The 19,459-nt window shown below is 39.3% G+C and carries 17 protein-coding genes; 12 read left to right on the top strand and 5 right to left on the bottom strand.

From position 1 onward, the window contains the following. Positions 1 to 11: 11 nt before the first annotated feature. A complete protein-coding gene (locus tag ACF8D3_RS09295; RefSeq protein ID WP_392471233.1) occupies positions 12 to 764 on the bottom strand; it encodes a biotin--[acetyl-CoA-carboxylase] ligase in 753 nt (250 codons plus the stop codon). 31 nt (positions 765 to 795) lie between these two features. Here ACF8D3_RS09295 and ACF8D3_RS09290 point away from each other — a divergent pair, with 31 nt between their 5' ends. Next, a complete protein-coding gene (locus tag ACF8D3_RS09290) occupies positions 796 to 1,596 on the top strand; it encodes a sulfite exporter TauE/SafE family protein (RefSeq protein ID WP_392471232.1) in 801 nt (266 codons plus the stop codon). Between the two features lie 5 nt (positions 1,597 to 1,601). Here ACF8D3_RS09290 and ACF8D3_RS09285 read toward each other — a convergent pair whose 3' ends face one another. After that, the gene (locus ACF8D3_RS09285; RefSeq protein WP_392471230.1) at positions 1,602 to 2,144 is read right to left on the bottom strand and encodes an ATP/GTP-binding protein; all 543 of its coding nucleotides are present in this window, start codon (positions 2,142 to 2,144) and stop codon (positions 1,602 to 1,604) included. A 14-nt stretch (positions 2,145 to 2,158) separates the two neighbouring features. Then, entirely contained in the window at positions 2,159 to 3,130 is a 972-nt protein-coding gene (locus ACF8D3_RS09280) for a hypothetical protein (RefSeq protein WP_392471228.1), read from the bottom strand. Between the two features lie 347 nt (positions 3,131 to 3,477). Between ACF8D3_RS09280 and ACF8D3_RS09275 the strand changes: the two genes are divergently transcribed. The 5 genes from ACF8D3_RS09275 to ACF8D3_RS09255 all read left to right on the top strand — a co-directional run bounded on the left by ACF8D3_RS09275 (position 3,478) and on the right by ACF8D3_RS09255 (position 11,550). Continuing rightward, the gene (locus ACF8D3_RS09275; protein WP_004881216.1) at positions 3,478 to 4,173 is read left to right on the top strand and encodes a GntR family transcriptional regulator; all 696 of its coding nucleotides are present in this window, start codon (positions 3,478 to 3,480) and stop codon (positions 4,171 to 4,173) included. 10 nt (positions 4,174 to 4,183) lie between these two features. Further along, positions 4,184 to 7,633 carry a chromosome segregation protein SMC gene (smc, locus tag ACF8D3_RS09270; RefSeq protein ID WP_392471226.1) on the top strand — a complete coding sequence of 1,150 codons (3,450 nt, stop codon included), beginning with the start codon at positions 4,184 to 4,186 and terminating at the stop codon, positions 7,631 to 7,633. 1 nt (position 7,634) lies between these two features. After that, a complete protein-coding gene (locus ACF8D3_RS09265) occupies positions 7,635 to 8,636 on the top strand; it encodes a cell division protein ZipA C-terminal FtsZ-binding domain-containing protein (protein WP_019385073.1) in 1,002 nt (333 codons plus the stop codon). Positions 8,637 to 8,708: 72 nt separating this feature from the next. After that, complete coding sequence (ligA, locus tag ACF8D3_RS09260) at positions 8,709 to 10,736, top strand: NAD-dependent DNA ligase LigA (protein WP_392471224.1); 2,028 nt, start codon at positions 8,709 to 8,711, stop codon at positions 10,734 to 10,736. Beyond that, positions 10,726 to 11,550, top strand: coding sequence for a hypothetical protein (locus ACF8D3_RS09255; RefSeq protein ID WP_392471223.1), 825 nt, complete (start codon positions 10,726 to 10,728; stop codon positions 11,548 to 11,550). Before ligA ends, ACF8D3_RS09255 begins: the two co-directional genes overlap by 11 nt. 47 nt (positions 11,551 to 11,597) lie before the next feature. On the opposite strand, the gene ACF8D3_RS09250 is transcribed toward ACF8D3_RS09255, so the two are convergent. Next, on the bottom strand, positions 11,598 to 12,653 hold the full coding sequence (locus tag ACF8D3_RS09250; RefSeq protein WP_392471221.1) for an SDR family oxidoreductase: 1,056 nt from the start codon (positions 12,651 to 12,653) through the stop codon (positions 11,598 to 11,600). Positions 12,654 to 13,006: 353 nt separating this feature from the next. Here ACF8D3_RS09250 and bfr point away from each other — a divergent pair, with 353 nt between their 5' ends. After that, positions 13,007 to 13,471, top strand: coding sequence for a bacterioferritin (gene bfr / locus ACF8D3_RS09245; RefSeq protein WP_392471219.1), 465 nt, complete (start codon positions 13,007 to 13,009; stop codon positions 13,469 to 13,471). 54 nt (positions 13,472 to 13,525) lie between these two features. Here the strand turns inward: bfr and ACF8D3_RS09240 are convergent, their stop codons facing one another. After that, positions 13,526 to 14,104 (bottom strand): peroxiredoxin, encoded by a 579-nt coding sequence (locus tag ACF8D3_RS09240; RefSeq protein ID WP_392471217.1) that lies wholly within the window; start codon positions 14,102 to 14,104, stop codon positions 13,526 to 13,528. Between the two features lie 90 nt (positions 14,105 to 14,194). Between ACF8D3_RS09240 and ACF8D3_RS09235 the strand changes: the two genes are divergently transcribed. The 5 genes from ACF8D3_RS09235 (at position 14,195) to bioD (ending at position 19,098) form a co-directional block, all read left to right on the top strand. Next, positions 14,195 to 14,944 (top strand): hydrolase, encoded by a 750-nt coding sequence (locus tag ACF8D3_RS09235; RefSeq protein WP_392471214.1) that lies wholly within the window; start codon positions 14,195 to 14,197, stop codon positions 14,942 to 14,944. A gap of 327 nt (positions 14,945 to 15,271) precedes the next feature. Continuing rightward, positions 15,272 to 16,567, top strand: a complete 1,296-nt coding sequence (bioA, locus tag ACF8D3_RS09230; RefSeq protein ID WP_392471212.1) for an adenosylmethionine--8-amino-7-oxononanoate transaminase — start codon at positions 15,272 to 15,274, stop codon at positions 16,565 to 16,567. Next, entirely contained in the window at positions 16,554 to 17,708 is a 1,155-nt protein-coding gene (locus tag ACF8D3_RS09225; RefSeq protein WP_392471209.1) for an 8-amino-7-oxononanoate synthase, read from the top strand. The genes bioA and ACF8D3_RS09225 overlap by 14 nt, the downstream gene beginning before the upstream one ends. Continuing rightward, positions 17,699 to 18,457, top strand: coding sequence for a malonyl-ACP O-methyltransferase BioC (gene bioC, locus ACF8D3_RS09220; RefSeq protein ID WP_392471208.1), 759 nt, complete (start codon positions 17,699 to 17,701; stop codon positions 18,455 to 18,457). Before ACF8D3_RS09225 ends, bioC begins: the two co-directional genes overlap by 10 nt. Next, complete coding sequence (bioD, locus tag ACF8D3_RS09215; protein WP_392471205.1) at positions 18,454 to 19,098, top strand: dethiobiotin synthase; 645 nt, start codon at positions 18,454 to 18,456, stop codon at positions 19,096 to 19,098. The genes bioC and bioD overlap by 4 nt, the downstream gene beginning before the upstream one ends. Positions 19,099 to 19,459 lie beyond the last annotated feature (361 nt).

Genomic DNA, 19,459 nt, shown 5'->3' with positions numbered 1-19,459 from the left:
GACTGCTTTCCTTATAGTGAAGCCAAGCGTAGACGCCCTTGATAAAATTGCTGTGCCTGATCAGTGTGGATAATCACAGCACCGTCATGGGATATTCCTTGAAAAATACCCCGAACTTTACCTTTGGCATGTTCAAATTCAACTTCTTGATTTAGCCAAATCGCATGATGATTAAAACGTTCAGCTAAATTATAGCTGCCATGTTCAAACCATTGTGCTGCTTGTTGAATAGCCGTGTAAAGTTCAGCAATCAATGTTAAACGATCAATCTGATGTAAACCTAACATTGCTAGAGAGGTGATCGGTTGATCAGCATTTTCAACTGGAGGAGTGTTGAGATTTAAGCCAACTCCGATGATTGCCTGATGAGCAGAGAGTGGTTCGACGAGAATTCCGCCCCATTTCCCTTGTGGACTATATAAATCGTTTGGCCATTTAACCTGCAACGTTAAACCGTGTAAGCTAGGCATTTGTAAAATATTCAGTGCAATTTCAAGTGCAAGGCGACCGTCGAGTGCTGTTTTAGTTTGAATCAGTGTGCTGAAATAAATATTCCCTTCAGGAGATGACCATTGACGATGGTGTTGACCACGTCCTTGCGTTTGTTGTGCACTGCACACCAGTCCTGTCGTAATGCCTTTTTGTGCAATTTCACGCATATCATCATTGGTCGATGTGGTGGTGGTTTTAAGTAACACCACTTCTGGAAATTGATTTTTTGCGTTTAATAATTGCTGTAACTGGCGAGTTGCGAAATCATCCATCATTTTTTACGAGTAGCGTGGTCATGAGTTTATGGAGTTAATCATATATTTGCTGATTGGTGCAATTGCTGGATTTACAGCAGGGCTATTTGGTGTCGGTGGCGGGCTTATTATTGTTCCAATTTTATATGTCGTTTTTTCTCAAATGAATTATGACCCGAATGTGATTATGCATATTGCAGTTGGAACATCACTAGCAACTATCATTGTAACGTCTATTAGCTCTGTGATGGCTCATCATAAAAAAGGGGCTGTGTTATGGCATGTTTTTCGTAATTTAGCACCTGGTTTAGTGATAGGTTCATTTCTGGGTGCGGGCGTGGCTGATTTAATGTCAGGTCAACACTTACAACTCTTAATCGGTTTGTTTGCTGTTGCGATGGCATTTAAAATGTTTAGAGGCGCACATGCTGTAATTGATCCCAATCGACATTTACCTTCTGCACCTTGGCAATTTGCCGCTGGTGGAGGAATTGGTGTTGCTTCAGCAATCTTTGGAATTGGTGGTGGGAGTTTAACTGTACCTTATCTGAATCGTCATGGCGTGGTGATGCAGAAAGCAGTTGCAACCTCTGCGGCATGTGGATTACCTATCGCAGCTGCGGGCGCTATTGGTTTCATGTGGTTCGGGGCTCAAGAAAAAATTGATGTGCCAAACACGATTGGTTATGTCCATGTTTATGCCTTTTTAGGTATTAGTGCGATGAGTTTTATCACTGCAAAATTAGGTGCGAAGGTTGCACATCGTTTATCACCCGCAATGTTGAAAAAATGTTTTGCAGGTTTACTGGTTTTTGTGGGCAGTTATTTTATTTACAAAGGGTTATTTTAAGCCCTTTAATTGATCAAACCATAGTGTACTTCAATTGTTGCAATTAATGTTTCGACCAATAGTAGAACATCATCCTGTTGACGAGCGTCAATAAAAAACAATGGATAATTCAATGCTTTTTGACGCAGCCATTCTCTATACATAGAGAGGGTACGCTCTGGCTTTCGATCTATATGGCTAATGGCAATCACGATATTATTGCCGAAAGGTTGGAATGCTTGAACAAACTGATCTAAATCAAAGAGTGGATTTTCCGCAGCATGGTCAATCATTACAATTGTTCCAATCGCACCTTTGCAAATGACTGACCAAATAAAATCAAAACGATCTTGTCCTGGTGTCCCATATAGACCAACTTTCACACCATCATCTAAAGTGATTTCTCCGTAATCAATTCCGACGGTGGTGAGTAGCTTCTCATGTGATTCAATGTCTGTATTCAGTGCTTCAGTACCGAGCACTTCGATTTCTGATAGAGCTTTAATCGCTGTGGACTTACCTGAACCCATCGTTCCACCAAAGACAATTTTATATTGATGTAAAATCATAATGTTGTCCTAAATTAAAAACCCAAACGATGACGTAAGCGACCAAATAGCTTCTTCATAAAGTGTTGCTCAGTCTCGTTATGTTGTTTTTTTGGTTGATAAGTCGTTTGATGGTCTTTAATGACTTTACCGTAGTTGGTTGCTAAACATACGCCAATAAAAAGTCTAACGTATTGTTCTGACAGATTGAGTTGAGTAGCAACCGTTGTAATTTGTGCTCCTTGTGCGAAACAAGCAGACATTCTTAAAATATTTTGGCGATCAATTTTATTTTTTGGTTGTGGCCAAATTTCGAGATAAAAACTTGAGGTGGATGCAGGGCACAACTCTATAAAATCAGGTGATGACCAGATTAAATTCCATAGCCATTGTTTTAAATCTTGTTGTTGTGAATCCGTGATCCAAGATAAGTTATTTTGCGTCGCATAGGTGTAGTTAAGGCTTAGATCGGTCGATTTGGACTGATAATCTGGACTTTGCCATAACCACTCATTGCGAGGATCAGCAATTGCAAGTAAACCATCATTATTGAAGATCTGTATTTTACCGTTCTTAGGATTCTGAATTTCGTCTAATACATCTTTGATCTGTTTGTATTGAATAGGCTTAGCGTTTTCAATAGCATCGAATTGCGGTTGATCTTTAAGCATAGGTGCACCTAAGAGCTTCTCATTGAGCCATTGATGCAGTGAGTGAATATGATGGATTGGTAAATAGAGAATGTCATTTTCTATTGTACTGCTTTTTTCTATATTGTTGATGAGTCGCAATACTTTGATATTACTATTTTTAATCAGGTTTTGAATATTGGGTGAATCTAAAAAGATATGATTGATCATCAAAATATCGAGTTTTGGTTCAGCAATATTGCTCCAATTTACTTGGATATGATTGGGAACTGCACTTAGAACACGTTCTTTTAACTCGTTCAGTACTCTGAGACTCATCCCAAAAATTGCAATATTAACAGCTTGCTGAACATCCATGATGAGACTCATATTGAAGAACTGAATAATTCAGCAAAGATAAAATGTGTTTATTTTAATAAAAATATTATTTTATGTGATTTATATCAATAAAATTTTGGTAAGTGGTTCTATCTTTCAGACATTCGGTTAATCAGACTTTACAAACTTAACTTTTTGATCTTATTCGTAGAAAAATAAAGCTTCTGTTCAACTTTTTTAGAAAAAGCATGCTTTTTCATCGCGATTGGCTTAAAAAGCAATAAAATTGTCAGACAATGATATAGAATTTATGAGGCGAGATCAGTTAAAACAAAAAAGCGCAAACAGCATTGGACAATGCGTATAACAAAGATAGCGAGGGGATCATGAATCTCGATGAGGCTGATAGTCTTTCTGAACAGATTGCAAAATATATAAGTGAACAGATCATTAGTGGAGAATTGGTCGAAGGAGAGCGTATTCAAGAATTACGCATCGCTAAAGAGTTAGATGTAAGCCGTGGCTCAGTCCGCGAAGCATTGTTAATTTTAGAGCGGACTTATTTGATTGAGATTTTTCCACGTCGTGGTGCAATTGTCTCTGAAATGTCAGCGCAACAGGTCAAAGCATTATTTGATACCAATGTCATGGTGTTGGGTCATATCGTGCAGAGAATTAGTGAGACTTGGCGAGTCAATGAAGCAGAGCAATTGCAGGTTCTTCTTGATCAGTTGGTGGAGTTTGTCAGAGCTGGGGATATTGAAAAGTTCTACGATGCGATTTTTAAATATTTAGCTGAACAACATGAAATGGTGGCAAACCCATATCTCATGAAGTTCTATAAAGAACTGTTGCCATCGTTACGCCGTAGCTATTTTTTAACGTTAAATACTTCTCGTCGAGAACTTCAAGAATCATTTACCCTGTTTAAGCTTGTGATTGATGCTATTTTAATCCGAAAATCACAACAAGCTGCTTTATTTATGGAAGATTTTTGTCGACACTTGCGTAACCTTGTGTTGGAATCTCTGACACGTATGAAACAGATTGAATTGGCTTGGGCTAGACGCTCACGCCGCTAGTTAGGGCAGTATGCGTTTAAGCAGTTTAAAACTTTCAGGCTTTAAATCTTTTGCCGATAGTACAACATTACATTTTAAGGCAAACCGTACTGCGGTTGTTGGGCCAAACGGTTGCGGTAAATCGAATGTTATTGATGCGATTCGCTGGGTTATGGGCGAGTCAAATGCACGTCAGTTGCGTGGCGGCAGCATGCAGGATGTCATTTTTACGGGGACAGCCAAGCGTAAACCTGTTGGTGTAGCAAGTGTAGAGCTTCGCTTTGATAATACTTATGGCAAGTTAGGTGGTGCTTATAACGCCTATAATGAGCTTGCCGTTCGCCGACAAGTGACTCGTGAAGGTAAGTCAGAATACTTCTTAAATGGTACGCGTTGTCGTCGTCGTGATATTACCGATATTTTCTTGGGAACAGGGTTAGGCCCACGTTCTTATGCAGTAATTGAGCAGGGCATGATTAACCGTCTTGTCGATGCCAAGCCTGAAGAAATGCGAGTGTTTATTGAGGAGGCGGCTGGCGTTTCTCGTTATCAAGCACGTCGCCGTGAAACGCTACAACACTTAGAACACACTGAACAAAATCTCGCACGGCTAGACGATATCGCAGCAGAACTAAAATCCCAACTGAGAACACTCAAACGCCAGTCGGAAGCAGCGATTCAATACAAAACTTTAGAAGGTCAAATCAGAACGCTAAAAGTTGAGATTCTTTCTTTTCAGGCAAATCAGAGTCAGAAGTTACAACAAGAATATACCGTGGAAATGACGGAACTTGGCGAGCGTTTTAAGCTTGTTCGTTCTGAGTCCAGTACGATTGAACATGACTTAGAGGCGACCAGTGCTTTATTTCAACGTTTAATTCAGCAGTCATCACCTTTACAACTAGAATGGCAACAAGCAGAGAAAAAGTTAGCTGAATTGAAAATGACGCTGGAGCAGAAGCAAAGCTTATTTCAGCAAAATAGTAGTAGTTTGGTACAGCTAGAACAGCAAAAAGTACAAACCAAAGAACGTTTACAGTTATCTGAACTTCAAGTTGAAACCTTAACCACTCAATTTGATGAGCAAAATGAGCAATTACTTGAGTTGGAACAACAGACTCAATCTGCTGAACAAAATTTAAGTGATGTTCAGGTACAGCAAAAGCAAGCTCAACAACAATTTGAACAACTGAAAGCACAAGTCGATCAGCAACAACAAAAAAAGTTGCAGATGGCAGCGCAAATTGAACAGTTAGGCAAAAATGTGCTGCGGATTGAACAGCAAAAGCAAACTGTGCAGACTCAAGCGAGTCAAATTCGTGCACAAGTTCAAGATGATGAGCAGGAACAGCTTGAGCAATTACAACAACAACTTCAACAAGAAATTATTGCATTAGAAACTGCAATTGAGCAGTTACAGCAGGATGTTCAGAAACAGCAAGATCAACAACAGATTTATAAGACCGATGTACAGAACCTAAAAACAGAGATTCAGGTTTTATTGGCAGAACAAAAGAACTTAAATCAATTGGTCGCAAAGCAAAGTCCCAAGCATGATCAAAATGTGGTTCGACTGATGCAAAGCTTGCGTTTAACTGCGCAAGGTAAAATGCATGCTGCCATTATTGAAAAGTTCTTGGTCAAATGGTTACAAGCGCAAGTATTGGATGATGAGCAGTCATTTCAGGAAGGAGTTGCTCGCCAACTTAAACCTTCAAAGCAGCAATCTGTTCGAGTTGGCAATGACACTTGTTTGAGTGACTACATTGAAGCACCACAGTCTTCACTTTGGGCAAATGTAACCGTTGCAGATGATTTAGCGATAGCATTAGATCATCAAGCCGAACTCCATCAATCACAATCGATTTTAACGCTAGATGGTTATCATGTCGGTGCAGATTGGGTGATTGGTTTACACTACGACGAAGACAGCCAAAGTGCGCAGGGGATGTTGAGTCATCAAGTCCGTTTAGAGGAAATTGAACAGCAACTCGAAGAAAAGCAGCCGCAGTTAATTGATTTAGAAAATCAATTTTCAAAATATCAGCAAGATTTACAGCGACAGCAACAAAATCTGCAACAGCAGCAGCTCACACTAAAACAAAAGCAAAAAGAGCTGCAACAGTTAGATGTACAGGTTGCTAAATTGCAAAGCACAGCTCAGGCTTTTGTATTACAACAGCAACAATTGGCAGATCAACTTAAACAGCTCGATGTACAGCTTGAGGAAGATGCCATGCAGCGTGATGATCTTGAGATTGATCTACACGCACTGGCATTGAAATTAGAAGCCGTATTGCCGAATTATAAGACCTTACAATTTCAAGTCGAAAATTTGAATGAACAATTGGATGAGCAACAGCAACAACTCACGCAACAGCAACAACAACGTGAAGCATTGCGCCGTCAGACGTCTCAAGCCAATCAGCAAATTGAGTTGTTAGAGAAAGATATTTCATTTCTAAAAACTCAATATCGACAAATTATTGAACAAATTGAACAGGCGAAGAAATTTGTAGATCCAATTCAACTCGAGTTACCAAATTTAGAGTCTCAATTCCAAGAGCAGTTCCAGCAAACTGAAAAGTTGCAAAAAAATTGGAATGAATGGCAGCTCGAATTGAATCAGGTACAAGAGAAGCAACAACAATTAACGGAACAGCGTCATCTGGCACAACAGAAAGATGAGCAAGTACGTGAATTGCTTGAGCAAAAACGTTTGGCGTGGCAAGCAGCAAAATCAGATCGAGAACACTATTTAGAACAGTTGAAAGAATTAAATACTGAAGCTTTAAATGATGTTTCGATTGAAATTAAAGAACATCAGCAAAAACTCGAAAAAGCTCAACAGCAATTTGAAAAAATTGGTGCTGTAAATTTAGCTGCCTCCCAAGAGTATGAGGAGGTTTCGCAGCGTTTTGATGAGCTTAGTCACCAAATGCAAGATTTGGAAAATACAGTCGAGCAGCTTAAAGGTGCAATGAAGAGTATTGACCAAGAAACGCGTAAGTTGTTTATGACCACTTTTGATCAAGTCAATCAAGAGTTACAACTGTTATTTCCAAAGGTGTTTGGTGGTGGTGAAGCGACTTTAAGCCTTGAAGATGATTGGCAATCTGGCGTGAAGTTGATGGCACGTCCACCCGGCAAGCGTAACAGTTCTTTAGCATTGCTTTCAGGTGGTGAAAAGACCTTAACGGCTTTAGCGTTGGTCTTTGCTATCTTTAGGTTAAACCCTGCGCCATTCTGTGTTTTAGATGAAGTCGATGCACCACTTGATGATGCCAACGTACAGCGGTATTGTAATTTGGTAAAAGAGCTTTCTGAACAAGTGCAATTCATTTACATTACACATAATAAATTGGCAATGACAATGGCAACTGATTTACTGGGAGTGACCATGCCAGAGCCAGGCACATCAAAATTAGTGACTGTCGATTTAGAACAGGCAAAAGAATACGGGTTAGTTGCGGAGTCTTAGTATGGAAATGAATACAATAATAGGCATTGTTATCGCCGTTGTGATTATGCTCGTTGGTTTAGTGATGATTTTAAGAAAACCAAAACCAGTTGAGCCGTCACTAGAAGCTGATTTACATATTAATCCAGAAAGTCAGCAGCCAGTGATCCCGCGCCATGTTCGTGATCAACTTCAAACTGAGGCAGTCACCGCTGCAACTGCACGAGTAGAACCAAGTTTTAAAGTGGAGTCAGCAGAAGCACAAGTAGAAACTCCTGAGCCTGTCGTAATTGTTGAAGAAAAAGTAGATGTTGTTGCTGAACAAGAAGATACAAAAACAACAACTGAACCTGTAGCTGAACAGGTTGAAGAAAAACAAATCAATGCTGAGGTCGAAATTGAGGCTGAAGCGGTTGATAAAGTTGCAACTTTAGAGACGTCAGAAAAGTCAGACGAAGAAAAATCAGAAGCTGAGCTTAGTTTAAATCCAAATATTGAAACTGTTGCTATTGAAGAGTTTGATGGTGAAAGCAATATCTTGGATGTACATTTACATGAACAACAACGTTATGATGATGAAAGTGCTTTAGCAACCGCTGAACAGATTATTGCCTTGAATGTATATCCGAATCCACGCCGTGCATTGTCAGGTGATAAAGCCTTAAAAGTACTGTTGAAATATGGCTTACGTTTCGGTGAAATGTCATGCTTCCATCGCTATGAAAATACTGATGAACCAAGTGCTTTGATGTTCTCTGTATTACGCATGACGGATAATGGCCCAGCAGGTTTCGATTTAGAAACTTTATCGGGTGAGCAGGTACAAGGTTTGGCTTTTTTCCTTGCATTACCAAATAGCAAAGCGGTTACAGGTTATGACATGATGACCAGTATTGCAGGCTTAATTGCGCGTGAAGTGGATGGTAAGGTCTACGACGAAAACAATTTAGAGTTTACACCGCAGTTGAAAGAACATTGGCGTCATCATGTGATTGATTATCGTCCAAATCAAGCAACAGCTTAATGAATCTTTTATAATAAATTCAGTGAAAAGTTATAGGGCGGTTTTTCCGCCCTTTTATATGGTGAAATTTAAATGGAACACAACTCAGTTATTGAGCAAATGCGTCAGTTGATTCAACTGATTGCAAAACATAATCATGCTTACTATGTGATGGATCAACCTTCCATTTCAGATAGTGAATATGACCATTTATTTCATCAGCTTAAAGCCTTAGAACAACAATATCCAGAATGTATTCAGGCTGATACACCAACCAATAAAGTGGGTGGTCAAGCACTATCAAAATTTGAAAGCGTGACCCATGCAGTCCCAATGTTGTCATTGGGTAATGTCTTTAATCAGGAAGACTTGTTTGCTTTTGCTCGTCGTATTGATGAGCGCCTACCGAATCAAAAAGTTCAATACGATGTTGAACTTAAACTCGATGGTTTAGCGATTTCACTGTGGTATGAAAATGGTGTGTTGGTTCGTGGTGTAACTCGTGGTGATGGTGAAACAGGTGAAGACATTACTCAGAATGTAAAAACCATTCGGAATCTACCTAAAGTATTATCAAGTCAGCATCAAGCCATTCCAGATTTCTTGGAAGTTCGTGGTGAAGTCTTAATGCCTAAATCGGGTTTTGAAAAGCTCAATGCTGACCAAGAGGCGAAAGGAGAGAAAACCTTTGCCAATCCGCGTAATGCTGCGGCAGGGAGTTTAAGACAGCTTGATCCAAATGTTGCTGCTTCGCGTCCATTGGCGTTCTATGCGTATGGTATCGCGCAGTGTGTCCCAAATCATGGTTTGGCTACGATGCACGATAGTTTGCATTGGCTGACCAAATTTGGTTTTGAAATTGCAGAACGTCAATTCCTGTGTGCTTCGATTGAGGAAGTACAACAACGTTATGAACAAATTCAACAAGAGCGCCCAAATCTTAAAGTCGAAATTGATGGCATGGTGATTAAGGTGGACAGCCTTAAGCAACAACAACAACTCGGCTTCCTGAGTCGTGAACCGCGTTGGGCAACGGCATATAAATTCCCAGCACAAGCCGCTTTAACCAAAGTTGAGAATATTGACTGGCAAGTAGGCAGAACAGGAACTTTAACGCCTGTTGCGCGTTTAGCACCTGTTTTCGTAGGTGGTGTGACTGTATCGAATGTGACCTTACATAACATTGGTGAAATCCACCGTTTAGATGTACGTGTAGGCGATACTGTGAGCGTCTACCGTACTGGCGATGTGATTCCAAAAGTGGAAAAAGTTTGGGCTGAGTTTCGACCTGCCGATGCTGAAATTGTGCATCTTCCTAGCAATTGTCCAGTCTGTGATTCACCTGTTGTGATGCCAGAGGGGGAAGCGTTGGCACGTTGTTCGGGTGGTTTATACTGTGCAGCGCAACGAATTGAAGCCATTCGTCACTTTGTTTCGCGTAAAGCCTTAGATATTGAAGGTTTGGGCGATCGTTGGGTAGAGTCGTTATTACATCTCGATTTACTCAAAGATGTCGCTGATATTTATCATTTGCATGAACATCGTGACACCTTATTGACCATCGAGAAAATGGGTGAGAAATCCGTTCAAAATCTGATTGATGCAATCGAAGCAAGTAAGAAAACCACCTTGGCACGTTTTATTTATGGCTTAGGTATTCGTGGTGTAGGTGAAACTACAGCACGCATGTTAGCCAATACCTTCCAAACTTTGGATGCTTTGAAAGCAGCCGATGTTGAAGCACTTAAGAAAACGCCAGATGTTGGTGATATTACAGCGGAGTGGATTGCTGACTTTTTCCAAGCACCGCATAACATTGAAGTACTCGATCGTTTATTGGCGGCAGGGATTCATTGGGATGCACCGACTGCACCAACACGTCAACCATTGAATGGTGAAAGCTGGGTGGTAACAGGCACACTTGAAACTATGGGGCGTGATGAGGCGACACAAAAGTTACAAGCTTTGGGTGCACGTGTCAGTGGCAGTGTTTCGAGTAAAACCAAATGTGTGGTTGCGGGTGAAAAAGCGGGAAGCAAATTGGATAAAGCACAAAAATTAGAAATTCGAGTGATGAACGAACAAGAATTTTTGGAGTTTTTAGCTCAGTATGAAGTTTGATGAAGCAGATAAGGAAATCGCTAAATTAATCATAGGTTTTTGCCTAGCAGCAATTCTCCCTATTCTATTGATGATCACGTATCATCATTATGATAGCGCGACCAAATGCAAGCAAACACAAGTGTTGGATAATGTGCGAGAGTTACTAAATACTCAACTTTTAAATACTGTATTAGAAAAAGTTGAATTACGACAAAGTGTATTTCTAGATCTGTTAAAAGAGCAAGAAATACAAAAAAAGTTTATTTGTCTGCAGAAAGATGGTCGACAAGCGGAGAAATGTTGGAAGGAATTTCAATTAGATATTCAAGAGGAAATGAAATTGTTTGATCAAGCTGTTGATCAGTTTGATCAAGTGAAATCGAATAATCTTGTTGCTTCTGATTCTATTTATGATCAAGGGTTATTAAAGTCAAATATATATCAGCCAAATCATATAGTTGAGTTCGCTTATCAGCAAATAAAACGATATTTAGTTGATCAAATGGATCAAGAGGATGCTTCACTATCTCAACTTGATTTCGAGTTACGTTGGGAATTAAGGCAGAAGCTATATCGATACACTGGTTTAAGGTTAGGTCAGGTGAAGAGTCTTGAGTCTGAAAATGATTCACAAAAAATCTGTAGTGTGAACGTTGAATTTCAAAAAGGTAAGATGGCTAAACTCATCTATCAACCTTATGAAAAGCTTGAATCCACTGGTCGACATGGGACAAGAAAAGAATACCTAGCGTTGCTCTATTTAGAAGACCAACATGGTAATCGTTATAAGGATATTGGTGAATACATCATAGAAGCATTTAAGATTAAATAATTGTAGTTAAGCACCTCTCAATGATGAAATTGAGAGGTGCTTTTTTATTAAATATATTTTTTCACAATTCCATCATCTAGCAATTGCTGAAAATGCTCACAAACGCTCTCACGAATATCGCGGTATTGAATTCCCAACTCATTTACACTGCGTTCAGCATTAAAGTAAATCGGATAACCCATATTGAGTTTTACAAACTGACGAGAATGTCCGAGCATGGGTGCAATCAGTGAGAATGCTGTTTTTGGTACAGTAAAATGTGGGAAAGGATATTTATAACCAAACTTTTGCGTTAATGCTTTACCCATTTCAAGTAAGCTTAATGTTCCACCGCAGATGATATAGCGACCTTTGGCTTGTGGATCTAAAGCGGCTTTCACATGTGCATCAGCAACATCTCGTACATCAACAATGCCATTCCACATTGGTGGCACACCGAATAGGGTCGTACCATTGCCGAACTGTTGCAATACTTCAATACTACCTGATTGGCTTGCATCGGTCAGTGACGGCCCCATAACCAGTGCTGGATTAATACAAACTAAACTCCAACGACTTTGCTGATCTGCGATCTCCCATGCTTTGCGTTCAGCAGCCACTTTTGAATATGAGTAGGGTTGATGCGTTTCGTTGCTGGTGTTATTCCAGTCATTTTCATCAAACTCATTATTTGAAGTATCTAGAATTTCAATTGCATCACCATAGGTCGAAGCAATGCTTGAAGTGAGTACCACACGTTTAACGGATTCAGTACGGTTGACACTATTGAGGACATTTTCAGTACCTTTGACTGCAGGCTCAATAATGTCTTTTACCGCATCTTTATAATTAGTCAAAACGAAAGGTGATGCGGTATGAATCACCACCTCACAGCCTTGCATTGCATCATCAAAAGAATTTGGATCAAGTAAATCTGCTTTGAAAAATTGGATTTGTCCAGATGACTTCTCGGCGATGTCATAAAGATGTTGGATTTTATTGGTTTTAGATGGATCACGAACCGTCGCATTCACCTTATATCCTTGATTTAATAGCCGTTCAATAATCCAGCCAGCGATATAACCCGTTGCTCCAGTGACCAAGATTGGTGTGCTTTTATTCATTTCTTTTCCACATTGTATTTTTGTGATTGCTCTTATTTAGCGAATTTTGATTGAACAAACAACAGCTGACCAGTCATTTTTTTAAATTTATTGATTAAAACGAAGGGTTAAATAAGAAGCATTGTGAATGGTTACAAAAATGAAAATAAAGGTTTTCTTCATAAATTATGGGTTTAGGATCAAGATGTTCGTTTGCAAGCGCTTATTTTACTTCAAGAATTTTACTTAATTAAAACTGTAAATGCGTATGTTTCTCATTTTAATTTTATAAAAATCATAAACTTACACAAATTTAACTTTGCAATTATATTTTAACTTGCACATAATAGTGGCATTCGATAGGAGTAAGTATTATGCGTGGCAATCCAGAAGTCATCGACTATTTAAATATGCTCATTGGCGGTGAGTTGGCTGCTCGTGATCAATATTTAATTCATTCAAGAATGTACGAAGATTGGGGCTTAGGTAAAATTTACGAACGTATTGATCATGAGATGCAGGAAGAAGCTTCTCATGCAGATGCCATTATTCGCCGTGTTCTGTTTTTAGGTGCACAACCAAACATGAACCGTGAAGACATTAATGTGGGTACTGATGTCGTAAGTTGTTTAAAAGCCGATTTAGCACTTGAATATCATGTACGTGAAAAACTTGCGACAGGAATTAAGCTTTGTGAAGAGAAAGGCGATTATATTAGCCGTGATATGCTTCGTCAGCAGCTTTCTGATACAGAAGAAGACCATACCTATTGGTTAGAAAAACAATTACGTTTAATTGAGTTAATTGGTTTACAGAACTATATTCAATCGCAGATCTAATATTCTAAATCAATAAAAAAACTCAGCTTAGTGCTGAGTTTTTTATTTCCGCATTTACTTTTTCGTTTGGGCGTCTTTCAAGTCTTTAAGCACCTGATCCGCATGAGTTTGTGTGTTGACACTGGTATAGTGATACATAATTGCACCCTGAGGGTTAATTAGAAAACTCTCTCTTTTAGCAATTTTTGCAATCCCGAAATTTCTTACAATCCCAAACTTTCCGGCAAGTTCACCTTTGTCATCAGCCAGAATAGGAAATGGCAAGCCAAGTTTTTCTGAAAACTTTTGGTGTGAAGCGACATCATCTAAACTTACCCCTAAAACTACAGCATTTGATTTTATAAATTGAGGGTAGAGTGACTTGAACTGATTGGCCTCTTGTGTACAACCTGCTGTGTTGTCTTTAGGATAAAAATAGAGCACGATCCATTTACCTTTATACTGGTTCAAAGTATGCCATTTACCACTTTGATCCTGTAGTTTAAAGTCTGGTGCGGACTGTCCAACCCATTCTTTCTGCACGGTATTTTTTGAGGAAAATAAGTTACTTTGTGCTACGGTTAGACTTGGAGAAGTCATTAAAAATAGTGAGCTACAAAGAATAAGAACTTTGGATTTTATCGTATTCATCATTTTGATCTCAAAGTGTAATCGCACATATTTTAGCAAATTGAAGTGGGGCGGCTAGGAAAAATAACGAATATATGCGATGTTTTATACAAAATGATTGTTCAATCAAAAGGTATACGTTTGTCTAAGAAGATTTTACTGATCACAGGATGGGGTGGTGGAGCCGAATTATTGCAACCTTTGCACGAAGCATTGCAACAGCAAGAACATTGTGTAGATCGAATCAATATTTTCAATGCCTTAGATGAGCGAGTTTTGCAACAACAAATTGAATATGCAAGAGCGTTTGATGTAATTCTTGGATGGTCGCTGGGTGGACAACTTGCAACATTATTAGTCCATCAAATAGAAAAGCGATATGTGGAACAGAAGATTTTAATTACTTTAGCTTCAAATCCTTGTTTTGTAGCGCAAGAAAACTGGTCGACTGCAATGCCTGTTGAAACATTCCAACAGTTCAAACAATCATTTGAGCAGGATGCGATTACAACTTTAAAACGCTTTGGTTTACTTGTTTGCCAAGGTGCGGATACTGCAAGAAGAGATTTTTTAGCAATGCAAAAGTTGATTCGTTCACAGCCGATTGCATTATTGAAGCAAGGCTTATTGATGTTGGAACAACTCAACTTGGTTGAGATGTATGAAAACTATCAAGGTGATCAGCTTCATGTGATTGCGGAGCATGATGCTTTAGTTCCTTACCAAGTTATGCAAAATATTCAGAATTTAGCTGCAAAAAAATTATCAGTAGTTTCTATTGATGGTGCTTCACATGGTTTTCCATGTTTTATGGTTGAGCGAACTGTGCAAATAGTTGAGGATTTTCTGGATGAGAAGGTTTAATTTTGTTTGAATTGAAAGTTCTCGCAATATATTTTAGATTTTGACAAGTTTAAGATAAAACCTATTGTATCGATCTTACTGAATTGTGCCGAGTCCTCATCCATTTTCAGGATATGCCTTCGGCGACCTACTTTCCTTCCGGGAAAAGTAGGCAAAACCATTTGTCATCTGCAAAACCTGTTCACTTCTGTCATTTTTCCTTTTGATCAAGTGTATGAAGCCTTGTATTTTATTTATACCACGCAGGTTGCAGATGACATTTCCGAGTATCGAAAAGTGTGATCAGGCAAATGGTAAATTTTGAAATAGTAGCAAATGAGGTAAAGGATGACCGATTTATTTGATTTAGAACATATATGGCATCCCTATACCTCGATGTTAAATCCACTGCCAACTTTTAAAGTGAAACGTGCTTATGTTGCAACGATTGAACTAGAAGATGGTCGAACTTTAGTTGATGGCATGTCGTCATGGTGGTGTGCGATTCACGGTTATAACCATCCTGAGCTGAATCAAGCGGTTGCAGATCAATTGCAGAATATGGCGCATATCATGTTTGGCGGCCTAACCCATGAACCTGCGATTGAATTGGGAAAATTATTATTAAAAATTACGCCGCCGAACTTAGATAAGATTTTCTACGCAGACTCAGGTTCGGTTGCAGTTGAAGTGGCTTTAAAAATGGCAGTTCAATATTGGGCTGCATTGAATCAGCCTAAGAAAACCAATTTTATTACTACACGTTCTGGCTATCATGGTGATACATGGAATGCGATGTCTGTCTGCGATCCAGTCACGGGGATGCATCAGATTTTTGGTAGTAGTTTACCGAATCGAATTTTTGTTCCTGCGCCACAAAGCCGTTTTGATGGTGAGTGGAATCCGCAAGATATTCAAGAACTCAAACAGCAGATTGAACAGCATCATCACAGTATTGCTGCACTGATTATTGAGCCGATTGTGCAGGGTGCAGGGGGTATGCGTTTTTATCATCCTGAATATTTACGTCAAGCCAAAGCTTTGTGTGAACAATATAATTTATTGTTGATCTTTGATGAAATCGCAACAGGCTTTGGGCGTACAGGCAAAATGTTTGCTTGGGAACATGCACAAGTTGAACCCAATATTATGTGTATCGGTAAAGGTTTGACTGGTGGCTATATGACATTATCCGCAACCTTAACCACCAAGCAGGTAGCTGAAACCATCAGTCGTGGTGAAGCGGGTGTATTTATGCACGGTCCAACATTTATGGCAAATCCATTGGCTTGTGCTGTTGCCTTGAGAAGTACCCAATTATTGGTTGAGCAAGATTGGCAAGCGAATATTCAACGGATTGAAAAGATTCTGGCTGAACAATTAAATGATTTAGCTCAGCTTGACCATGTTGCAGATGTACGGGTTTTAGGTGCGATTGGGGTGGTGGAGTTAACCGCCAATGTTGATATGAAAACCTTACAGCAACAGTTTGTAGAACGTGGTATTTGGGTACGACCATTTGGAAAATTGGTCTATGTGATGCCGCCGTATGTGATTAGCGATGATGAACTACACTATTTATTAGCACAGCTGATTGAAGTAGTGAAAAGCATGCAGGGAGTCAATGCCAATGTCCTTGCTTGATCATTATGCTGAACAGCTTGATCAACTCAAGCAACAAGGTAATTTTCGCCAATTTACTTCAAATCAACAGCATGGACGATTTATTACCATTCAAGATCGAACCATGTTGAATTTGGCATCCAATGATTATTTAGGCTCGGCTTCTGATCTAAAGTTAAGAGAGGAGTTCCTCGATACACTAAAAATCGAGCGGGCATTATTTAGTTCATCTTCTTCACGCTTACTGACTGGTAACTATGCAGAATACGAACAATTTGAAAATAGCCTAAGCAAAGCCTTTGGTCGTGCTGCATTAGTGTTTAATAGCGGCTACCACATGAATATTGGTATTTTGCCTGCGCTGGCTGATAGCAAAACCATTATTTTGGCGGACAAGCTTGTGCATGCCAGTATGATCGATGGTATCCGATTGTCTACAGCTCAATATGTGCGTTATCGACACAATGATTTGCAGCATTTGGAACAGTTATTGCAAAAGTATCATCAAGATGAGCAAATTGAACGCGTTATTGTGGTGACTGAAAGTATTTTTAGTATGGATGGTGATGAAACGGATTTAGCGGCACTGGCGCAGTTAAAGCAACGTTTTGTCAAAACCATGTTGTATGTTGATGAAGCTCATGCCATAGGTGTGAGAGGTGAGCAAGGGCTAGGTTGTGCTGAGCAATATAGCGTATTGCATCAGATTGATTTCCTTGTTGGCACTTTTGGTAAAGCGATTGCCTCAATTGGCGGTTATATTATTTGTGATCCTATCATTCGTGATTATTTGATTAATAAAATGCGCCCTTTGATTTTCAGCACAGCGTTACCACCAATCTCGATGGCATGGTCTGACTTTATCTTTAATAAAGTTTTAAATATGCAGCAGCAGCGTCAGCACTTGGCTGAGATCAGTCATTTTTTACAGCAGGCGGTGATTGCAAAAGGTTTTTCAAGTCCATCGAGTAGCCATATTATTCCAATTATTGTCGGCGAAAGTAACGCAGCGATTGAAAAAGCACGTTATGTTCAGCAACAAGGTTTTTATGCCATGCCTGTGCGACCGCCAACAGTACCGCAAAATAGTTCACGTTTGCGTATCTCATTAACATCTATGGTTCAAAAAGCTGAATTAGAAAAATTGGTGGAATGTTTGTGAGTGTCGATAAAGCTTTAGTCGCTCAACGTTTTGCCAAAGCAGGGCAAAGTTACATTGAGCATGCTGTAGTGCAAAAGCAGATCAGTGCACAGTTATTTCAATATCTGAAAGCGTACTGTCCAAAGACTTTTGATTCTGTACTTGAGATCGGTTGTGGGTCGGGTAATTTAACGCATTTATTTCAGACTCATTTTCAGTTTGATCAATTATTTTTAAATGATCTTTATGAGGATGTAGATCAGCATTTTTCAACGATTCAAAATATAGCTTGGTTGATCGGAGATATAGAGCAGCTTGAATTACCATCAGAATTGGATGCGGTGATTTCGAGTTCAGCTTTGCAATGGATGACTGATCTACCTGCATTATTACAACGAATTCATGATGCGTTAAAACCGAAAGGCTATTTGAGTTTCTCTACATTTGGTGAAAATAATTTAATTGAAATCAAAAAGCTGACTGGGCAAGGTTTAAGTTATTATTCTAGTGAAGTATTGAAACAGAAACTTGAAGAAAATGGCTTTGAGATTGTGTTTATGCAAGAAGAACAAAAACATCTATATTTTGATGATCCTAAATTAGTGCTGCATCATCTAAAAGCGACGGGGGTGACTGCAACAGCAAAGTCACATCGTTGGACCAAGCAATCTTTACAGCAGTTTTATTCTGATTATCAACAGTTTCATGATGAGCAAGGTTTTCGCCTAACTTATCATCCGATTTACGTGATTGCGCGGAGAAAAGCATGAGTGCAGCAATTTATTTTGTCAGCGGTATTGATACAGAAATTGGTAAAACTTATGCCACAGGTTATCTCGCCAAGCTTTGGACCGAACAAGGGCAGCGTGTTATCACCCAAAAGTTGGTGCAAACAGGGAATATCGATGTGTCTGAAGACATCGAAAAACACCGTGAAATCATGGGGAGTGGCTGGTTTCAGGAAGATCATGAAAAATTGACCATGCCTGAGATTTTCACTTATCCAGCTTCACCACATTTAGCTACACGTTTAGATGGGCGTGAGTTAGATTTTGCCAAGATCGAAGCTGCAACTAAAGAGCTTGCTCAGCGTTTTGAGGTGGTGCTGTTAGAGGGTGCGGGCGGTTTAATGGTGCCTTTAACCACAGAGTTATTGACCATTGATTATATTGCTCAACATCAATTTCCTGTGATTTTGGTGACTTCTGGACGTTTGGGGAGCATTAACCACACATTGTTGAGTTTAGAAGCTTTAAAACATCGTGGTTTGAGTTTGTATGCTTTGGTATATAACTTAAAAGATGAATCGAAAGATCCACTTATTTCTAAAGATACAGCGGATTATTTAAAAAGTTATTTAGCGAAGCATTTTCCTGATGCTCAATGGATTGAGTTGCAAAAGTTTAATTAACTTAAGCTTTAATTAGAAAAAATATTAACTCTTCACGGAGTCTCGCCGAGTTCAAGCTAAAGTTAGGGATAAATAACTGTGTCTTGCACTTCAGTTGAAATATATTTCAACTTCGTTCAGGTTCGTCCTACTTTGGTTTCGCCCAAAGTAGGCAAAGGCATTGTCATCCACAAAACCTGAGGTACGAATAGCAAAGATTAATAATCTTTGCCGTACCGCAAGGCGAAAGCTATGCTTGAGCATGAACTACGCACTACGTTTGTCTTGCGCTAAGTCAAAGCTTTAATCGCTTTGACTTGCTCAGGTTATGGATGACGTTTCCGAGTATCATGTTTCAAGTGAGAGTTTTGATTGTATAAAA

The sequence above is a fragment of the Acinetobacter sp. YQ_14 genome, assembly GCF_043102985.1.
GTDB lineage: Bacteria > Pseudomonadota > Gammaproteobacteria > Pseudomonadales > Moraxellaceae > Acinetobacter > Acinetobacter venetianus.
The sequence above is the reverse complement of the archived record's forward strand: the minus strand, read 5'-3'. Positions and strand labels throughout refer to the sequence as shown.